Annotated in this window: 17 protein-coding genes and 1 pseudogene; all 18 read left to right on the top strand. The window is 37.9% G+C overall.

Features of this window, described 5'->3' with window-relative positions; all coding sequences use genetic code 11:
• The first annotated feature begins 140 nt into the window (after positions 1 to 140).
• A complete protein-coding gene (locus CJZ72_RS12650; protein WP_095443928.1) occupies positions 141 to 1052 on the top strand; it encodes a helix-turn-helix domain-containing protein in 912 nt (303 codons plus the stop codon).
• A gap of 91 nt (positions 1053 to 1143) precedes the next feature.
• The gene (gene fss3, locus CJZ72_RS12645) at positions 1144 to 4368 is read left to right on the top strand and encodes a fibrinogen-binding MSCRAMM adhesin Fss3 (RefSeq protein ID WP_095443927.1); all 3225 of its coding nucleotides are present in this window, start codon (positions 1144 to 1146) and stop codon (positions 4366 to 4368) included.
• A gap of 112 nt (positions 4369 to 4480) precedes the next feature.
• Positions 4481 to 4795: a YdcP family protein gene (locus CJZ72_RS12640; protein ID WP_095443926.1), complete on the top strand. Its 315-nt coding sequence runs from the start codon at positions 4481 to 4483 to the stop codon at positions 4793 to 4795.
• A 12-nt stretch (positions 4796 to 4807) separates the two neighbouring features.
• A complete protein-coding gene (locus CJZ72_RS12635; protein WP_095443925.1) occupies positions 4808 to 5182 on the top strand; it encodes a YdcP family protein in 375 nt (124 codons plus the stop codon).
• Positions 5183 to 5191: 9 nt separating this feature from the next.
• Positions 5192 to 5527: a type II toxin-antitoxin system RelB/DinJ family antitoxin gene (locus CJZ72_RS12630; RefSeq protein ID WP_095444052.1), complete on the top strand. Its 336-nt coding sequence runs from the start codon at positions 5192 to 5194 to the stop codon at positions 5525 to 5527.
• Positions 5528 to 5596: 69 nt separating this feature from the next.
• Positions 5597 to 6940, top strand: a complete 1344-nt coding sequence (locus tag CJZ72_RS12625) for an FtsK/SpoIIIE domain-containing protein (protein ID WP_095443924.1) — start codon at positions 5597 to 5599, stop codon at positions 6938 to 6940.
• An 85-nt stretch (positions 6941 to 7025) separates the two neighbouring features.
• A pseudogene (locus CJZ72_RS12620) lies at positions 7026 to 7699 on the top strand (zeta toxin family protein).
• On the top strand, positions 7692 to 7859 hold the full coding sequence (locus CJZ72_RS12615) for a hypothetical protein (RefSeq protein WP_002298811.1): 168 nt from the start codon (positions 7692 to 7694) through the stop codon (positions 7857 to 7859). Before CJZ72_RS12620 ends, CJZ72_RS12615 begins: the two are co-directional and overlap by 8 nt.
• Before the next feature lie 78 nt (positions 7860 to 7937).
• A complete protein-coding gene (locus tag CJZ72_RS12610; protein WP_095443923.1) occupies positions 7938 to 9080 on the top strand; it encodes a DNA cytosine methyltransferase in 1143 nt (380 codons plus the stop codon).
• The gene (locus CJZ72_RS12605; RefSeq protein ID WP_095443922.1) at positions 9070 to 9360 is read left to right on the top strand and encodes a hypothetical protein; all 291 of its coding nucleotides are present in this window, start codon (positions 9070 to 9072) and stop codon (positions 9358 to 9360) included. The genes CJZ72_RS12610 and CJZ72_RS12605 overlap by 11 nt, the downstream gene beginning before the upstream one ends.
• A 254-nt stretch (positions 9361 to 9614) precedes the next feature.
• Positions 9615 to 10799, top strand: a complete 1185-nt coding sequence (gene mobT, locus CJZ72_RS12600; protein WP_095443921.1) for a MobT family relaxase — start codon at positions 9615 to 9617, stop codon at positions 10797 to 10799.
• A gap of 13 nt (positions 10800 to 10812) precedes the next feature.
• Positions 10813 to 10932 (top strand): DUF3789 domain-containing protein, encoded by a 120-nt coding sequence (locus CJZ72_RS12595; protein ID WP_095443920.1) that lies wholly within the window; start codon positions 10813 to 10815, stop codon positions 10930 to 10932.
• A 4-nt stretch (positions 10933 to 10936) separates the two neighbouring features.
• Complete coding sequence (locus CJZ72_RS12590) at positions 10937 to 11158, top strand: hypothetical protein (protein WP_095443919.1); 222 nt, start codon at positions 10937 to 10939, stop codon at positions 11156 to 11158.
• Positions 11159 to 11170: 12 nt separating this feature from the next.
• The gene (locus CJZ72_RS12585) at positions 11171 to 11674 is read left to right on the top strand and encodes an antirestriction protein ArdA (RefSeq protein ID WP_095443918.1); all 504 of its coding nucleotides are present in this window, start codon (positions 11171 to 11173) and stop codon (positions 11672 to 11674) included.
• 200 nt (positions 11675 to 11874) lie between these two features.
• The gene (locus CJZ72_RS12580; RefSeq protein ID WP_095443917.1) at positions 11875 to 12930 is read left to right on the top strand and encodes a dsDNA nuclease domain-containing protein; all 1056 of its coding nucleotides are present in this window, start codon (positions 11875 to 11877) and stop codon (positions 12928 to 12930) included.
• Complete coding sequence (locus tag CJZ72_RS12575; RefSeq protein ID WP_095443916.1) at positions 12930 to 14615, top strand: coiled-coil domain-containing protein; 1686 nt, start codon at positions 12930 to 12932, stop codon at positions 14613 to 14615. The genes CJZ72_RS12580 and CJZ72_RS12575 overlap by 1 nt, the downstream gene beginning before the upstream one ends.
• A gap of 56 nt (positions 14616 to 14671) precedes the next feature.
• Positions 14672 to 15061, top strand: a complete 390-nt coding sequence (locus tag CJZ72_RS12570; RefSeq protein WP_095443915.1) for a conjugal transfer protein — start codon at positions 14672 to 14674, stop codon at positions 15059 to 15061.
• Positions 15048 to 17495 (top strand): conjugal transfer ATPase TcpF, encoded by a 2448-nt coding sequence (gene tcpF, locus CJZ72_RS12565; protein ID WP_095443914.1) that lies wholly within the window; start codon positions 15048 to 15050, stop codon positions 17493 to 17495. Before CJZ72_RS12570 ends, tcpF begins: the two co-directional genes overlap by 14 nt.
• Position 17496 lies beyond the last annotated feature (1 nt).

The following is a 17496-nucleotide window of genomic DNA, read 5'->3' as shown; positions in this document are numbered from 1 at the left end:
GTGATTTACCCGTTTAAAAAAGTTTAAACTGTCATACGGTTGTCACGGTTGTGTTAAAATTAACAAAAATGGAATATTTTCCTTGAAGGTTTTTAACCGTCAGCGTATGATGAAAGCATCTCATAGGAGGTGCTTTTTTCATGTCTGAAAATATAAGTGGAGAATTTCTTAAATCTTTAAGGAAAGAGAAAAAAATGTCTCAAAAGAAGCTAGCCGACTTAGCGGGGATTTCGCAAAGTGCCTTAGTCAAGTATGAAAAAGGAACAAGGAAAATTCCAAAAGATGTAGATGATACACTAAGTAAAATTCTGAATGTAGAAACTCTATTAAAAGATGAGAAGGATAGAGTTGGGCTTCTTATTGATCAACTAATTGCATACAGAGACATGAACAAGTTGCTCAATAAAGAGTTGGCTACTAAAGTAGGGACTAGTGAAGTATCACTTAGTTATGTTTTAAACGGAAAGAGAAAACCATCGAAGGAAATGCAACAAAAAATTGCTGTGTTTCTCTCTAACGATGGTAAAGAAATTTTGATGGATATAAAACAAGAGGGTGGTTCGTTTAAATTACCCCTTATCGATAAAATAGCGATGGGAAAACGAATCCAAGAGATTCGGAAAAATCGAGGTGAGACACTGGAAAAATTTGGTAAGAACTTTACTCGACCAGCAGGTAAGAATGTTGTGAATAGATGGGAAAAGGGTGCGAACATTCCTGATATTGAAAGATTAATGAATGTTGCCTATCTTGGGAAAGTGACTGTCCCTTATATTTTGTATGGAGAGACTTTTAGCAAGATGTTGAGAAGGGGAAATATGATCAATCAATTTGAAAAGTTGGATCCTTTCCGCATGGGACTAAGATTCAGGAAGATTCGAAGAGATTATCGTTTAGAAAGAGAAGACTTTGGAAAGTTTTTTTCGCCGTCTATTACAAAATGGTCAATGGACAAATACGAGAACGGAAAAGATATCCCAAATACGGATCGCATTATCCAGTATGCCTATATAGGAAAAGTCTCTTTGGAGTTTCTGATATATGGTATCTGATAATTTTTGAAAAAAATAGTTTTAAACATTTGAGACATTCAGAGATGGATGTCTCTTTTCTATTACCCAAATGGGAAAGGAGATTAATTATATGAAAAAACCGATATTTAAAAAATGGCGATTGTTTACGACTTTGGCTCTGTTGGGCCAAACAATTGGTGGAGCGATTGGTCCTACGATTGCTTTTGCAGATGAAATTACTCACCCTCAAGAGGTAACAATTTATTATGACGTAAGTAAACTGTATGAAGTTGATGGAACTTTTAGCGATGGCAGCATGCTCTCAGAACGTACTACCCCGCTATATGCTGAATACAATGGTTCGAAACAAACAGTTTTTTGCATGGAACCGGGAGTTACAATTCCAACAGAAGTTACTCCAGGTTATGTAAAAAATCCATTACCATCAATGTCTGAAAAAGCGAAGCTAGTTTCCGTTCTTTGGAAAAAGGCAGGAACAGATATGGACACAAATATGGTGGCACAAAAGATGATTTGGGAGGAAGTAAACGGTTATACCCTTCATTCAATAAAACGATTAGGAGGTGCAACAGTTGATATAAATTCTATTGAAGGAAAAATTAACAAAGCAATTGAGGATTATCAAAAAAAGCCAAGTTTTAATGATACCACGGTAAAAACAATTTTAGGTCAATCGACAACTTTAACGGATAAAAATGATTTAAATTTATCTGAGTTTGATAAAGTGGTTCAAAATACGGCAAATATTGATTACCGAGTAAGTGGGAATCAACTTGTGTTTACACCAAATCCTAATTCCAAGTCAGGCACATTAACATTAAAAAAATCAGCTGGAACTGGAACTCCAGTGGCCTATAAGAAAGCAGGGGTTCAAACAGTCATGGCTGGTGCAATTGATAAACCTAATAGCTATACGATTAAAATTGACGTAGAAACTGAGGGTTCTTTGAAGATAAAAAAAGTCGATAAAGAATCAGGTGATGTTGTCCCAGGGACAATTTTCCATTTAGATTTTGGGAAAACTTTACCCGCAAAAGATGTGACTACTGATAAAGAAGGCATTGCTACATTGGATGGGATTCCTCATGGTACAAAGGTAACCATTACCGAAAAATCGGTACTGGCGCCTTATACGATTGATACTACACCCATGACTGCTACGATTAAAGCAGGCGAAACCATTTCTGTGACTTCAAAAAATACGCGAGAAAAAGGTCAAATCATTCTGGATAAAACTGGGATTGAAACAGGGAGTGATCTTTGGAATGACAATTACTCTTTAGCTGGAAATACGTTTGTCATTCGCAAAGATAGCCCAACCGGTGAAATCGTCCAAGAAATGACCACGGATGAAAAAGGTCATGCGGAAACACCAAAAGAGATTGCTAACGCGTTGGAATTGGGAACTTACTACGTGACCGAAATCAAAGCATCTAATGGCTTCGTGAATACTTTCAAACCACTAAAAGTCGAATTGAAGTATGCCAATCAAACCGTAGCTCTTGTTACCAGTAATGTCAAAGGGCAAAACCAAGAAATTACTGGGGAAACCACTTTGACAAAAGAAGACAAAGATACTGGAGATAAAACACAGGGTAAAGCAGTCTTCGAGGGAGCTGAATACACCTTGTTTACTGCTAGGGATGGAAAAGCTGTTAAATGGAGTGAAACTTTTAAACCAGAATTAGTGAAAGGAACGCAAGCTTCTGATGAAATAGTGACTTTGACTTTGGATGAAAAGAATCAAGTTGCCGTTAAACACTTAGCAATCAACGAGTATTATTGGCAAGAAACCAAAGCACCAGAAGGATATAGTTTAGATCAAACTAAATACCCTATTTCTATTAAGAAAGTTGATGATAGCGCTGAGAATGCGGTCATTACCCGAGATATCACGGCAAAAGAACAAGTAATTCGCTTTGGTTTTGATTTCTTCAAGTTTGCCGGATCAGCTGCGGGAACTGCCGAAACTGGCTTCAATGATCTGACCTTTAAAGTGTCGCCGTTGGAAGGAACCAATGAGATTACAGGAGCTGAAGATGAATCAATCACTGCTTATAACGAACAATTAGGCTTTGATGGCTATGGCAAGTTTGAAAATCTTCCTTATGGGGATTATTTACTTGAAGAAGTAGAAGCGCCGGAAGGGTTTCAAAAGATTACACCACTAGAAATCCGTTCTACTTTTAAAGAAAACAAAGACAACTATGTGAAGAGTGAGTATGTCTTTACCATTACCGAACAAGGCCAAAAACAACCAATTAAGACGGTGACCGTTCCTTACGAGAAGCTGACGAACAACGAATTTTCCGTTAGCTTGAACCGTTTGATGCTCTATGATTTGCCTGAGGAAGAAGATAGTGTAACTTCTCTTGCGACTTGGAAAGACGGAGACAAAGAATTGACTACCCTTGATTCTACCGAGCTAGTTGATAAATTGAGTTACAATCTTCATGAAATCAAAGAGGACTGGTATATCGTAGCACAAGTCATTGATGTGGAGGAGACAAAAGCTGCTCAAGAAAAAGATGAAAAAGCCAAACCACTCGTGATTGCCGAAACAACGGCCACTTTGGCGAATAAAGAAAAAACAGGAACTTGGGAAATTCTGCATAAATTAACCGCCGAACAAGTTTTGGATAAAACCATCGTCTTGTTCAACTATGTGTATGAAAATAAGGAAGCCTTTAAAGCAGGCGATGAGCCAGTAGCGAAGGATGCTAGTTTGAATAATCAAGCCCAAACTGTCAATTGTACAGTGGAACGTCATGTTTCCATTCAAACAAAAGCGCACCTAGAAGACGGTTCTCAGACCTTTACTCATGGTGATGTGGTGGATATGTTTGATGATGTGTCCATTACCCATGATGTACTGGATGGCTCAAAAGAAGCTTTTGAAACAATTCTGTATGCCTTATTACCAGATGGCACGAACAAAGAAGCTTGGAAATCTGGCAAAATTGATTACGAAGTGAATGACAAAGAATTTACCAAAACTGTGCTTGCAGAAAAAGTAGACACTGGAAAGTATCCAGAAGGAACCAAGTTTACTTTTGCGGAAATCAATTATGATAAAGATGGGAATATCAATGGAAAACATAATGAAGATTTGAAAGAAAAATCCCAAACCTTAACTCCAAAAAAAGTTCCGACCACACCAAGTACACCAGAACAACCGGAAACACCAACTGTTTCAAGCGACTCTCAAGATTCTGGCTCCACAGTGAAGACGTTCCCTCAAACTGGGGAGAAAAATTCCAATGTGCTACTGTTCATTGGCTTTACTTTAATCTTTGCGACGGCTGGCTATTATTTCTGGAATCACCGCAACTAAGGTGATGAGATGAAACAAGTAAATAGGAAAAAATAATGCGCGCGACCGCCTCCTAAAAAAGTGGTCGCGCTATTTTTGTATCCAAAACTAACAATGAAAAGAGGAAAAAAATATGGAATTGAAATTTGTCGTGCCGGATATGGCCGAAACTTTTGGAAAGATAAGTTATGCCGGTGAAGGTGACATTTTAACAGAAGGATATGGTCGGAATACTACGGTGATTGGTCGCAGTTATCATCTATACTCCAGTAAGCAACGGGCCGATGATATTGAAGTGGTGGTAGCTGCAGAAGCCGGCGAAAAGGATTTTGATCAAGACCAACCGCTAAAAGCCGTGAATCCCCACTTGGTTGCCAAAGGCTATGAGATTGAAAACCGCGGTTTTACCGATTACGTGTTGTATGTCGATGATTTAGTGAAAGCATAGGAGGAAAAGAAGATGAGATTAACAGAAGGTATTGTCGTAGATTTAGGACTAACGTTTGGGAAGTTGCGCTTTTCCGCATTACGTCGAGAAGTACGGAAACAAAATGAGGATGGAACGGTTAGTAATGAGGTAAAAGAACGAACCTATAATTTGAAATCCTCCGCGCAAGGTCGAATGATCCAAGTTAGTATCCCAGCAAATGTACCCTTACGTGAGTTTGCTTATGATGCAGAGGTAGAGCTGGTCAATCCTATCGTGGATACCGTTGCCAACTATGTTTTTCGAGAAGGAACAACTGTCAATTGGTTCATTAAGGCGGATGATTTAGTCTTAAAACGCCAACCGAATCAAGGAAATCCTACAAACCAAAATGAAGGAAAGAAATAGGTGAAGCGTATGGAAATTAATGTGGAACATATTTTAGATTGTCTAGATCGTTATAGCAAAGGAGAACTAACCAAAGAACAAGTCAACGAGGATTTGACGATAGATGAAAAAGCATTTCTTATTATGAATCAGGATTTTTTTGAAACTGATGAGGAAGACTTTGATGTACTAAATTGGTTAGGGGAAGAAGAGTCCTTCTTTATGGTTGTCGAAGTAAATGAAAACTTATGTCGGCAGGCGGAATCTGTCTTGGAAGAAATTGGTGTGGAGATGTCGGATGCCATTGAAGGTTTCTTAACGCAATTGGTTGAAACAAAACAACTCTCCGTAGCAGTAAATGACTAGCATAACTTTTTGAAATTGCCCAATATGATTTTATTGGGCAATTTTCGACTGGAGGTGGAAACCATCAAAATGTACAAAGGACATCGCATACGTGCAGGAGATCAGCACTTGGTTTATCACTTTATTCTTGAGTGGCTAATCGCTTTATTCATCGGTTGGATGGGCGTCTTTTATTTTCAAGAGCTTAGACAATTTGAGATTTCTAAAGTAACATTCTCCACTAGTGAAATCGTTTGGTCCATGAAAGATTTACTCTGCTTACTAGGAAGTCTCGCTCTTTCGGGAAGCATGATATTGCTTTATATTCACTTTTTTCAGGACCATTGGCGAAGTTTATGGCATCGACAAAAGCTGGCTCGGATGATTCTAGAAAATCATTGGTATGAAGTGAAGCAAACTCAAAGTGAAGGCTTTTTCAAAGATTTGAATAGTAATCGGACCAGAGAGAGTATCAGTTACTTTCCCAAAATCTATTATCGAATGAAGGATGGTTTACTTTCTATTCGCGTTCAAATTTCACTTGGGAAATACCAAGATCAGCTTTTAAAGTTGGAAAAGAAGTTAGAAAGCGGACTGTATTGTGAGTTAGTAGAAAAGGAACTCAAAGACTCCTATGTGGAATACACCTTGTTATACGATATGATTGCTAATCGAATTGGAATTGAAGAAGTGGTGGCAAAAAATGGAACTCTGCGATTGATGAAAAATCACGTATGGGCCTATGATTCCTTGCCTCGTATGTTAATCGCTGGCGGTACAGGTGGAGGAAAGACCTATTTGCTTCTCACCATTATCGAAGCACTATTAAAGTCAGATGCAGAACTATTTGTTCTTGATCCAAAAAATGCGGACCTCGCCGATTTAGGTACGGTGATGCCTCACGTATACTCCCAAAAAGAAGAAATTTCTACATGTGTGGAAGATTTTTACCAACGTATGATGACTCGTAGCAAGGCAATGAAAGAAATGCCCAACTATAAAACAGGAGAGAATTATGCCTATCTTGGACTTCCGCCAAACTTTTTAATCTTTGATGAATACGTGGCTTATATGGAAATGTTAACAACTAAGGAAAGTGCGGTAATTTTGAATAAGCTCAAACAAATCGTGATGCTAGGTCGTCAGTCTGGGTTCTTTCTGATTTTGGCCTGCCAAAGACCAGATGCGAAATATTTAGGAGACGGAATTCGGGATCAATTCAATTTCCGAGTGGCTTTGGGTCGCATGAGTGAACTCGGGTATTCCATGATGTATGGAGAAGTTGATAAAAATTTCTTTATGAAACGAATTAAGGGGCGAGGCTATGTGGATACAGGGGGCAGTGTTATTAGTGAGTTTTATACGCCACTTGTACCAAAAGGGTATGATTTCTTGGAATCCATCAAACAAGTAGCGCAATCAAAAGAAAAATGACAGCTACAGAGAAATTTAGTATTCTAGGGTATCGGACTAAAAGTATGATAAACTAGGGATGATAGCGTCAGGAGGTGCAATAAAAATGACAGAGGATTATTCTTTACAGTATGCTAAAGAGAACAAAAAAGTATTAATTTCTTCTATTACTGATGGGAAAGAAAAAGAGGAAGAAAAGACTGCCATTTTTATGGCTGGAAGTCCTGGGGCTGGAAAGACTGAGGCTGCACAAACTTTGACGGCATTGAATAGTAATCTTTGTGTAATCGATGCTGATAAATTTCGTGAATTATTCCCAGGTTATGTTGGGAATAATTCAGATGAATTTCAACGAGGATCAGCACTTTTGGTAGATGCGGCTCTCGATTTAGTTCTTAAAAAGGGTTATAGTTTTATTCTTGATGGCACGTTTGCGACTTTTAAGGTAAATCAAAATATTGAACGGGCACTCAAAAAGAATTATAATGTGCTTATCTATTATGTTTATCAAGATCAATTTATTGCTTGGAACTTTACTAAAAAGCGAGAAGAAGTTGAGGGCCGTTTTGTTCCTAAAGAACGTTTTATCAATGCGTTTTTCCAATCGAGAAAAATTTGATGCGGGTGAAAAAACAATTTCAAGAGAAAGTAACTATCAATATCTTAGTGAAGGATTTTCAAAATACGATTTCTGATTTCCTAATGGATATTGATAATGTTGAGTTAGCATTACCAATCAGTTATACGAAAGAAAGATTGGAGGAAGAGCTACATGACTGAGAAAGAAAAAGTTGAAGAAATTATGGAGAAGTATAACCGTAACTTTTCTACACTACAAAAGAATGCCTCTGCGAAAGAGCTGAAGACAGTCTTTAAATTTGTAGCAGATGAATCCAATCGAAAACAACGAGAATTGATTGGTTTGGATAAAGAAAAATAAATTTGAAATTGAAATAGTTTTAAGAGCCAAGAGCAAAAATGTTCTTGGCTTTTTTCTTTGCAATGAATGAGGTGATGTATGACATTTTTAGATTTATTCGCCGGGATTGGTGGTTTTCGCTTAGGTATGGAACAATCGGGCCACCAGTGTATCGGCTTTTGTGAAATTGATGAATTTGCTCGCCGGAGTTATAAGGCAATCCATGATACAAGTAAGGAGGTGGAAATGCATGACATCACAAGTGTATCAGACGAGTTTGTTCAATCCCTCGGACCAGTGGACACCCTTTGTGGCGGATTTCCGTGCCAAGCTTTTTCAATTGCGGGAAAGCGGCAAGGATTTTCCGATACTCGAGGTACTTTATTCTTTGAAATCGCTCGGTTCGCCGCTCTTCTCCGACCAAAGCTTCTATTCCTTGAGAACGTCCGAGGATTGCTCAATCACGAAAGAGGGGCTACGTTCGAGACGATCCTCCGAACGTTGGATGGATTGGGGTATGATGTGGAATGGCAGGTGCTTAACTCAAAGGCCTACGTTCCCCAAAGCCGCGAGCGGGTCTTCCTTATCGGACATTCTCGAGACGCATGTACCGAACAAGTATTTCCTATCATTGGATCGTCTGCAACATCTGATCAAAACATCAGAAACTTGTTGAATATCAATCCTTCCAATCGAGGAATGGGTGGTCAAGTTTATGGATCAGATGGCGTAGCTCCAACCTTAACCGGCGATGAAGGAATCAAAATTGCCTTACCGGTAAATGATGGAATTTCTGTAGCGGGTATGTTGTCAGGAAATTTTGAACAAGGCAATCGGGTCTATGAAGTAACCGGAACAGCTCCCACCTTGTCAACGAAGCAAGGGGGAACGAAGATTATGATTCGGAAAAATAAAACAGAATATCAAGAGGTGAAGCCAGGGGACAGTGTGAACCTGGCTTTTCCTAATTCCACAAATCGTCGAGGCCGTCTGGGAAAACAAAGTGTGCATATGTTACTAACAGGAGACCAACAAGCGGTTGTCACAGATCAGTACCAGATTCGAAAGTTAACACCTAGGGAGTGCTGGCGTCTTCAGGGCTTTCCCGATTGGGCCTTTGACCGGGCATCTCAAGTCAATTCAGATAGTCAGTTGTATAAACAGGCCGGAAACTCAGTCACAGTTTCGTTCATTTTTGATATTGCCAGAAGATTGAAGGAGGTAAAAATAGATGATTTATGATGAGTTGATTGGGGAAATCTATTGGGTGATTGGTAAGATTCAATCCGATCCGGAACTAGAGGAAGAACTATACCAGCTCAATTTCGATATTCGTAAAAACGGGGTGAAGGTCCCAAGTGATTCGTATGTAATGGACGAGGAAACCGATACTCGAATTGAGTTGAATCAAGTCATCAGTGAATTTGAACGGATTGCGGACCTTGCCAAAGAACCAGATATCCGCCAATACTTGTTTGAGATAAAAGCAGAATTGGAAATTGAGGGTATCACCGCGGAGTAATAGGGAAATAACCCACTGATAGGCGCTGACCGCGGGGGATTTGCGAAGCAGAAATCCTCCGTGGTGCTGTGCCTGTTCATGGACGGCGGCAGCCGGCCATGATGTCTCACCCCCTGTATCTAACAGGGGGGTACAAAAACACAAAAAAAAGCAAGCAACCATTAAAAATGCTTGTTGTATCAAGGATATTAAGCGATTTGCATAGGTGTTAACTCATTTGAAAAAGTTAACACCTTGAACTTGGAGGTGAGAACTTGACACAACGGAATTTAGATTATCGGTTATTAAAAGAACGACGCAATGAATATGGTGTTTCACAAAATAAATTGGCTACGGCTTGCGGGCTTAGCCGTCCCTATTTAAATCAGATAGAAAACGGTGGCGTAACCGCCTCTACAAAGACCATGAGGAAAATTTTTGACCAACTGGAAAGTTTCAATCCCGATTTGCCTTTGACGTTACTGTTTGACTATGTAAGGATTCGTTTCCCCACAACGGATGTACGGAAAATTATTCAAGAAATTCTCCATTTGAAATTTGAGTATATGCTTCATGAGGATTACGCCTTTTACTCCTATCAGGAACAATATGTCATGGGCGATATTGTGGTGATGTTGTCACATGAAGAAGATAAGGGCGTTCTTTTGGAATTAAAAGGGCGAGGATGTCGGCAATTTGAAACTTTTTTACTCGCTCAAAAGCGTAGCTGGTACGATTTTTTCGAAGATTGTCTAAAAGCTGGTGGCGTGATGAAACGCTTGGATTTAGCAATCAATGATCGAGTTGGCTTATTGGATATTCCTGAGTTAACGAAAAAATGTCAGAAGGAAGAATGTATTTCCTTGTTCCGTACCTTTAAAAGCTATCGTTCCGGAGAACTGTTGAAAGCTGATGAAAAGGATGGTATGGGAAATACCCTGTATATTGGAAGCCTTAAAAGTGAAGTTTATTTCTGTTTGTACGAAAAAGATTATGAGCAATATATCAAGTTAGGAATTCCATTAGACCAGTCCGAAACGAAAAACCGCTTTGAGATTCGGTTGAAAAATGAACGTGCTTATCATGCAATTCAAGATTTATTAAAAGGTCGTAGCATTGAGAGCACCACGTTTTCCATTATCAATCGTTACTTGCGATTTGCGGATAAGGTGGAAGGAAAACGGCGGACCAACTGGCCCTTGAATGAACAATGGGGGCGCTTTATTGGACGGAATCGGAAGGAAATTCAATTAACTTCTGAACCGAAACCTTATACTATCGAACGAACCTTGAATTGGCTTGGACGCCAAGTCGCCCCTACGTGGAAAATGGCTAAGGAGTTGGATCGATTGAATCAAACAACGTATATCCAGGATATGGTACAGAATGCGCGGTTATCAGACCGGCATAAAAAGATTTTGGAGCAACAAAGTATGGCAATTGAAGACTTGATTATATGAAAGAGGAATTTTGATGGGAATTGTAAAAGATATGTTATTGGTATTTGGTGGTAGTATGCTCGGCGTTACCGTGATGTGCTTGATGAACGCAAGTGCAGCAGCGGATCGAGCAATGGAAAAGAAAGGAAAGTGACAAGATGAATTTCGGACAAAATTTATATCAATGGTTTTTAACCAATGCTCAATCTTTAGTCTTACTAGCGATTGTGGTCATTGGTTTGTTTTTAGGATTTAAACGTGAGTTTTCCAAACTGATTGGCTTCTTGGTGACTGCTTTGATTGCGGTCGGTCTGGTCTTTAATGCTTCTGGAGTGAAGGATGTCTTACTCAATTTGTTTAACCGAATTGTCGGTGCCTGAGGGGGAATCACGATGGAACAGATGCGTGTGTATATTGCGAACCTTGGAAAATACAATGAAGGTGAGTTGGTTGGGGCGTGGTTTACCCCACCTGTCGATTTTGATGAGGTCAAAGAACGGATTGGATTAAATGACGAATACGAAGAGTACGCGATTCATGATTATGAACTGCCTTTTGAGATTGATGAGTATACGCCAATTGAAGAGATTAACCGGTTGTGTAGCTTAGCAGAAGAGCTTGAAGGAACGCCAATTGGTGAAGTTGCTTCTGAGATTCAACACGCTTTCTTCAATTCTTTCGAGGAAATGGTAGAGCATGTGGATGATATTGTCTATTATCCGGATTGCGCTGATATGAGTGATGTGGCGTATTATTTGATTGAAGAAACAGGCGCTTTGGGAGAGGTTCCTATACACCTACAAAATTATATTGATTATGAAGCTTATGGCCGAGACTTGGAAATAAGTGGAAATTATTTGACTACTAGTCGTGGTGTTTTTGAATATTGTATATAATATAACAAATATATTTCCTTGACTAAAAAGGGGAACGAGTGTTCTAATATGTAAAGGGGATGTTTTAGTAAAATAATTAATAAAATTAACGGGTTGTATATATATCTTAAATATGGTTTAAACTGATTTTTTTATGCTGTATAGCAAGCATTCCAAAGAAGGTGTTATAATAATAACAGCACTTTCAAGGAGGCACAATTATGGGGATAGATGAGGCGTATTTGAATTATCAAGCAGATGTTTCTGGGGCACGTTCAAAAAATCGCTTTTCATTTGAAATTTATTGGGGAATTGATAAATTTCTACATGAGTTAGCTATTTCATCTGATTTCACAATGGTTTTTGATTATGTTTGTGATATTGAAATTCATCATCCAGATCGGTTCGAATTTTTTCAAGTTAAAACAAAGAATGCTAAATCATATACTATCGGATCCCTTACAAAGAAAGATTCAAAGAAAAATAATTCAATAATTAGTACCTTATATCAAATAAGACATACCGAATATGTTGCCGGTCACCCAAAATCTAAACTAGCTATTGTATCTAACTTACATTTAGCTGTACCAGGTAATTCAAAATTACCTAACTCGGAATTTCAATTAAGTCTGTTGGATGAAAAAAATAGAGAATCAATTCTGAAAGCTATTAGAGCTGAATTTCCTGATGAAGAAATCGATTTATCAGATATTTTTTTTATTAATAGTGATTTAAATATTTCTGCATATAAAGATACGATGGTAGGTCGTGTTAATTCTTTTTTCATTCAGATGTTTGGTGAAGATCCTATTAAACCTGGAGCATTATTAAATCTTTTAGCGGAAGAGGCACAGTTAAAAGCAAATTATGAATTTTCTATTACTTCGCGTCAAGAAGTATTGGATAAAAAAGGTCTTTCATCAGATCGAGTAAATTTGATTATGGGGCGGTATGCAGAGCAATCCTTTTCTATTGCAGAACAGTGTAAAAAATATATCCAAGATTCTGTAATGAATATGGGGGAAAGGTTGAAATATTTTTCTATGATTCCTGATGTAATTTCTCGGTTAAGAATGGATTATTATTGGCAAAAGCTTGAAGAGAAAATAAAAAAAGATGTAATCGCTAAAGCAAGTGATTTAGAGGCAGATGAAATGTTCAGCTTAGTGAGGCAGTTCATTGAGATTACCGATGTAGATTTTCCAGTTGAATTCTCTTTAGAAGAGATAGAGTTGTTATCTTTGGTAGTTTTGATTAAATTGGAGGAGGTTTTATGATGACGAAGTCGCTGATTGTGAAAAATATATATCTGTTCTCAACAGCATCACAAATGGCAAAGAAAGTATCTTTTACTTCAGGAATTAACATTGTCACCTCTGATCAGGAAGATGGTAATCAGAGAGGGAAATCTCTTATTTTAAAGAGCATTTTTCATACTTTAGGTGCAGATAGTTTTTTTGATGACAATTTAAAAAAAGATTCTGTTACTTTTGTTATAGATTTTATGATCAATAATAGTGAATTTACTATGTTGCGATTAGGGAAATTTTTCAAGTTGTTTGATTCTGAAAAAAATCTATTATTAAGTACGGATATAAGAACAGAGTTGGCTGAGAGGCTGTATTCGTTGTTTGACTTTTCAGTTTATCTACCATCAAGGAATGATAAAAAGTTAATGATTGCTCCGCCGGCATTTGCGTATATGTTGAATTTTATTGATCAGGATCATATGAAAGGAAGCAAGTTTGAATCTTTTTCTGGTTTGGGGCAATTTACAAGATTTCAAGAAGCATTGCTGTATACACATTTTGGTTTGTTCAATCGGGAATATTTTGATTTGAGACTTAAACAAGATGAGTTGAAAGAAAAGTTGAAAGTAAGTGATAATGAACTCGTAACTATTGGGAATATGTTGAAAAAAATTGATCAAGAACTACCAGAAGCTGTTCCAGAGCAAGTAGAGGCATTGCGAGAAGAGTTGAATCGGCAGGAAAAGAAATATAGGATTATATACGATGATTTAAGAAAAGTAAAAAATGAACTGGCAAACCTTAGAAGTAATCAAGTGAATATTATTAAAACCTTGGAGGATGTCAATAAGCGTAAACGTCATGAGGTTAGAGATATAAATCATGTATTGGAAAAACATTCTTGTCCATTATGTCAGCAGGATTTAGAAGATACATTAGATGTACGTATGGTGAAAAATATCAATATCGAAGATTTGTCGCAAGTAAGTCTTGAACTACAACGACTTATTTCAGAAACCAATCGGCATATTGAAAAAAAGGAGCATGTTTATAGTAAACATCTTTCTAGATTAAACGGGTACAATAAGCTGCTTAAAGGAACGAAAGAGAGTCATGATGAGATTCTGAAGATACAGGGATATTCTGATCTTAAGACTAAGTTAGAATTAGAATGGGCGGAGGAAGACTTATATAATAGAAAAATCTCTAGTGAAAATAATGATGTAAGCAAGAAGTTGAGAGCATATTCAAAAAAGAAAAAAGAAGTGAACGCCTTTTATTATAAATCTATGAAGCAAGATATCGTAAAATTTGGCTTGAAAGAAATACCAGATTCATCCATTGAAAAAGTTGAGAAAAATGTAAAAGCTTCTGGTAGTAATAAACCTATTGCAACTGTAATTTGGTATATGAATTTATTAAAAATAAAAAATGAATTCAATCCTGAAGCAATTGAATTTCCAATTGTTATGGACAGTCCCAACCATGGTGAGCTTGATGATCAAAAAAAGGAGACTCTATTTGAGTATATTTTTGAAAATATTCAAACTGATACTCAGTGTATCCTTTCAACTTTAGGGTTTAATCGAAATGAGTACGATGATGATTTAGAACTGAATATTATTACGCTTAATAATGACAAGTATCAACTCATGAATTTTAATGACTATCAAGATAATAAAGAGTACCTTTCAATGCTCATAGATAAGTAATAACAAAGAACTGCAGTGTGTACACTGTGGTTCTTTATTTTAAATTGAGGTGAAATATGAAAAAAATAAAAAGCTACACCAGTATTTGGGCAGTTGAAAAAGTCATTTATGCGATTAATGACTTTCAGCTGCCTTTTCCTGTGACATTTAACCAAATGGCTTGGTTTGTTTTATCCTTGCTGTTTGTCATCGTATTTGCCCATGTGCCTCCACTATCTATGATAGAGGGGGCTTTTTTTAAATACTTGGGCATACCGGTGGCGGTCACTTGGTTCATGTCGCAAAAGACCTTTGACGGTAAGAAACCATTGGGATTTTTACGATCCTTTATCAGTTATCACTTACGGTTTAAGATCACTTTTGCAGGAAAGAAAGTTAAAGAACAGAAGAAACGATGGGACGAACCAACCACCTTAGTAAGGAGTGTGAACTATGTACCCGATTAAGTATATCGAAAATAATCTTGTGTTTAACCAAGAAGGCGAGTGTTTTGCCTACTATGAGTTAGTGCCTTACAATTACTCCTTTTTGTCACCTGAACAGAAGTATCAAATCCACGATAGCTTTCGCCAATTGATTGCTCAGAATCGTGAAGGCAAGATCCATGCATTGCAAATTGCCACAGAAAGTAGTATTCGTGCCACGCAAGAACGATCGAAAAAAGAAATCACCGGTAGACTCAAAGAAGTAGCGAAACAACGGATTGACCTACAGACAGATGCATTAGTATCCATGATTGGCGATAGTCAGATTGATTATCGCTTTTTTATTGGCTTCAAACTAATTGCGACAGATGAAGAGTTCAACCTAAAGAATCTCAGGAAATCTTTCTTTTCTGGACTTCAAGAATTTGTCTATGGAGTGAATCATCATTTGATGGGTGATTTTGTTTCCTTATCCAATGAAGAAATTCGCCGGTATACCAAGCTTGAAAAACTAATGGAAAGTAAATTGGCTCGAAGATTTAAAGTCAGACGTGTCACACCGAGTGATCTGACGTATTTGATTGAACATATCTATGGTGAAAAAGGCACACCGTTTGAAGAATATGATTTTCAGTTACCAAAGAAAAAGCTGAAATCAGAAACGCTGGTGAAACACTATGACCTATTACGTCCCACTCGTTGTTTGATTGAAGAAAAGCCTCGGTACTTACGCATGGAACATGAAAATCATGAATCGTATGTAGCGTATCTGACAATCAATACGATCGTAGGGGAGATGGAATTTCCTTCCTCAGAACTTTTCTATTACCAACAACAACAATTCACTTTTCCGATTGATACTTCAATGAATGTAGAGATTGTGACGAACAAAAAAGCACTTGCTACCGTTCGCAATAAGAAAAAGGAATTAAAAGATTTGGACAACCATGCTTACCAATCCGATAATGAAACGAATGCCAATGTATTAGATGCGTTGGATTCCGTGGATGAATTGGAAACTACCTTAGATCAGTCGAAAGAATCCATGTACAAACTGAGCTATGTGGTTCGGGTGAGTGCCGAATCAGTAGATGAACTAAAGCGGCGATGTGATGAAGTACTTGATTTTTATGATGATACCAATGTAAAACTAGTCCGGCCCTTTGGCGATATGATGGGCTTACATGAAGAGTTTTTACCTTCAAGCAAACGCTATATGAATGACTATATTCAGTATGTTACCTCTGATTTTTTGGCGGGACTTGGCTTTGGAGCTACACAGATGCTAGGAGAATTGGAAGGAATTTACTTTGGCTATAACGTAGATACAGGGCGGGATGTTTACCTGAAACCGGCATTGGCCTCACAAGGGGTAAAGGGTTCAGTAACCAATGCACTAGCTGCGGCTTTTCTCGGTTCTCTTGGTGGCGGAAAATCTTTCAGTAACAATCTCTTAGTCTATTACGCCGTCCTTTTTGGTGGGCAAGCCGTGATTGTTGATCCAAAAGGAGAACGAGGTGGCTGGAAAAAAAACTTGCCAGAAATTGCGGAGGAAATCAATATCCTCAACTTAACTAGTAAACCAGAAAATCAAGGCTTACTTGATCCCTATGTCATCATGAAGAAAAAGAAAGACTCAGAAAGTTTAGCGATTGATATTCTGACCTTTTTAACAGGAATTTCTAGTCGAGATGGGGAGAAGTTCCCTGTTTTACGCAAGGCCATTCGAACCGTTACTCAAAGTGATCAACGAGGATTGCTACAAGTCATTAAGGAACTTCGAAATGAAGGCTCGCCAGTTGCAGAAAATATCGCCGATCATATCGAGTCTTTTACCGATTATGATTTTGCCCATTTGCTTTTCTCAGATGGTTCGATTACCCAGTCGATTAGTTTAGATAAGCAGTTAAATATCATTCAAGTAGCGGATTTGGTTTTACCAGATGCAGAAACCACTTTTGAAGAATATACCACCATGGAATTGCTGAGTGTTTCGATGCTAATCGTTATTTCGACTTTTTCCTTGGACTTTATCCATAGTAATCGAGAAATTTTCAAGATTGTAGATTTGGATGAAGCTTGGAGTTTTCTTCAAGTGGCACAAGGAAAGACCTTATCGAATAAATTAGTTCGTGCTGGGCGGGCGATGAATGCCGGTGTTTACTTTGTCACGCAAAATAGTGATGACTTACTGGATGAACGTTTGAAGAACAATATCGGATTGAAATTTGCTTTTCGAAGTACTGATATTCATGAAATCAAAAAAACCTTGGAATTCTTTGGCTTGGATCAAGAGGATGAAAGCAATCAAAAACGTCTGCGAGATTTGGAAAACGGTCAATGCTTGATGCAAGATTTGTATGGTCGAGTAGGTGTGGTTCAAGTTCATCCAGTCTTTGAAGAACTCTTCCATGCCTTTGATACCCGTCCGCCGGTTCAAGAGAGAATGGAGTGAG

It is taken from the genome of Enterococcus durans (assembly GCF_002277935.1).
Lineage (GTDB): Bacteria > Bacillota > Bacilli > Lactobacillales > Enterococcaceae > Enterococcus_B > Enterococcus_B durans.
Note: the sequence above shows the minus strand (reverse complement) of the source record. Positions and strands in the feature narration are given on the sequence as shown.

Coding starts and splice junctions, on each gene's coding strand:
- CJZ72_RS12650 (WP_095443928.1), top strand. CDS start 141: ATGTCTGAAAATATAAGTGGAGAATTTCTTAAATCTTTAAGGAAAGAG.
- fss3 (WP_095443927.1), top strand. CDS start 1,144: ATGAAAAAACCGATATTTAAAAAATGGCGATTGTTTACGACTTTGGCT.
- CJZ72_RS12640 (WP_095443926.1), top strand. CDS start 4,481: ATGGAATTGAAATTTGTCGTGCCGGATATGGCCGAAACTTTTGGAAAG.
- CJZ72_RS12635 (WP_095443925.1), top strand. CDS start 4,808: ATGAGATTAACAGAAGGTATTGTCGTAGATTTAGGACTAACGTTTGGG.
- CJZ72_RS12630 (WP_095444052.1), top strand. CDS start 5,192: ATGGAAATTAATGTGGAACATATTTTAGATTGTCTAGATCGTTATAGC.
- CJZ72_RS12625 (WP_095443924.1), top strand. CDS start 5,597: ATGTACAAAGGACATCGCATACGTGCAGGAGATCAGCACTTGGTTTAT.
- CJZ72_RS12615 (WP_002298811.1), top strand. CDS start 7,692: ATGACTGAGAAAGAAAAAGTTGAAGAAATTATGGAGAAGTATAACCGT.
- CJZ72_RS12610 (WP_095443923.1), top strand. CDS start 7,938: ATGACATTTTTAGATTTATTCGCCGGGATTGGTGGTTTTCGCTTAGGT.
- CJZ72_RS12605 (WP_095443922.1), top strand. CDS start 9,070: ATGATTTATGATGAGTTGATTGGGGAAATCTATTGGGTGATTGGTAAG.
- CJZ72_RS12595 (WP_095443920.1), top strand. CDS start 10,813: ATGGGAATTGTAAAAGATATGTTATTGGTATTTGGTGGTAGTATGCTC.
- CJZ72_RS12590 (WP_095443919.1), top strand. CDS start 10,937: ATGAATTTCGGACAAAATTTATATCAATGGTTTTTAACCAATGCTCAA.
- CJZ72_RS12585 (WP_095443918.1), top strand. CDS start 11,171: ATGGAACAGATGCGTGTGTATATTGCGAACCTTGGAAAATACAATGAA.
- CJZ72_RS12580 (WP_095443917.1), top strand. CDS start 11,875: ATGGGGATAGATGAGGCGTATTTGAATTATCAAGCAGATGTTTCTGGG.
- CJZ72_RS12575 (WP_095443916.1), top strand. CDS start 12,930: ATGACGAAGTCGCTGATTGTGAAAAATATATATCTGTTCTCAACAGCA.
- CJZ72_RS12570 (WP_095443915.1), top strand. CDS start 14,672: ATGAAAAAAATAAAAAGCTACACCAGTATTTGGGCAGTTGAAAAAGTC.
- tcpF (WP_095443914.1), top strand. CDS start 15,048: ATGTACCCGATTAAGTATATCGAAAATAATCTTGTGTTTAACCAAGAA.